This window comes from Burkholderia sp. Se-20378, assembly GCF_017104665.1.
Lineage (GTDB): Bacteria > Pseudomonadota > Gammaproteobacteria > Burkholderiales > Burkholderiaceae > Burkholderia > Burkholderia lata.
This window is the reverse complement of record NZ_JAAGPG010001019.1, coordinates 1-1,315: the sequence shown is the minus strand read 5'-3', so window position 1 is coordinate 1,315 and position 1,315 is coordinate 1. Positions and strand designations below refer to the sequence as shown.

The following is a 1,315-nucleotide window of genomic DNA, read 5'->3' as shown; positions in this document are numbered from 1 at the left end:
CGCGGCACGCGGCCCGGCGACGGCCGCAATCCGACGACGTTGTTCCAGGCCGCCGGATTGCGCAGCGAACCGCCCATGTCGCTGCCGCACGCAAGCGGGTTCATCCCGCACGCGAGCGCGGCGGCCGCACCACCGCTGCTGCCGCCGGCGGAGCGCGTCAGGTCCCACGGGTTACGCGTCGCGCCGAACACGTCGTTGAACGTATGCGACCCGGCGCCGAATTCGGGCGTGTTCGACTTGCCGATCATCAACGCCCCGGCGCTCGCGCAACGGCGCACGACGAGCGCGTCGTGCTGCGGCACGTGATCGGCGAACAAACGCGAACCGTACGTGGTGCGCACGCCGCGTGTCGCGGTGAGATCCTTCTGCGACACCGGCAGGCCGTGCAGCGGCCCCTGCCATTCACCGCGCATCCAGCGTGCATCGATGTCGCGCGCACGGGCACGCAGCAGGTCGGGATCGACGACGGTCACGAGCGCGTTCACGCGCGGGTTGACCGTCGCAATCCGCGCGAGATGCGCGTCGAGCAGGTCGCATGCGCCGATCTGCCGTTTCTTCAGCAGGTCGAGCATCGTGCGGGCGGACAGGTCACACAGATCGCCGACCATGACGTCGGCGGACTGGGACGAAAACGAAAGCGAAGCCGTGGCGGTCATATGGTTCCGGACGAAGGCAGAAAGGAAGGACACAGCGTCGGTCGCAGCCGGTCACGCATCGTGATCGCTGCGATCCGACGCGAACGCGAGCGCGGCGAGCGACAGCACGCCGCAGGCGATCACGTACCACGCGGGCGCGGCCGGATTGCCGGTCGCGCCGATCATCCACGTGACGATGAACTGCGCGAAGCCGCCGAAGATCGACACGCCGCCCGCATACGCAATCGACAGCGCGGTCGCACGCGTGCTCTTCGGAAACAGCTCGGCGAGGATCACGCCGTTCGCGCCGGCGTTGATCGAGTGCAACGCGGCGAGCAGCATCACGACCGCATACATCGTTGCGATCGACGGCACCGTGCGCATCAGCCAGAAGCCCGGCAGGATCAGCACGGTCAGCGCAATGCGCGACCACAACGCGACACGCTTGCTGCCGGTGCGGTCCGACAGCCGCCCGCCGATCGGCGCGGCGACGAACATCACGGCGCCGGACAGGATCCCGCACCACAGCGCGGTATCCATCGGCAGGTGCAGCACCTTGATCGCATAGGTCGACATGTAATACAGCACGATGAAGTGCGCGGCCGTGCCGCCGATCACAAGGCCGAGCGCGGTCAGCACGGCGCCGCCGTCGCGCCGCAGCACGGTGCCGAGCACGGCCA

The 1,315-nt window shown here is 68.7% G+C and carries 2 protein-coding genes; both read right to left on the bottom strand.

Annotated elements, in window-relative coordinates; all coding sequences use genetic code 11:
• The coding region (locus G3N93_RS39820; protein ID WP_241026913.1) for an amidase family protein at nt 1-608 on the bottom strand (608 nt) is incomplete at its 3' end.
• Nucleotides 609-707: 99 nt separating this feature from the next.
• The coding region (locus G3N93_RS39815; RefSeq protein ID WP_206135503.1) for an MFS transporter at nt 708-1,315 on the bottom strand (608 nt) is incomplete at its 5' end.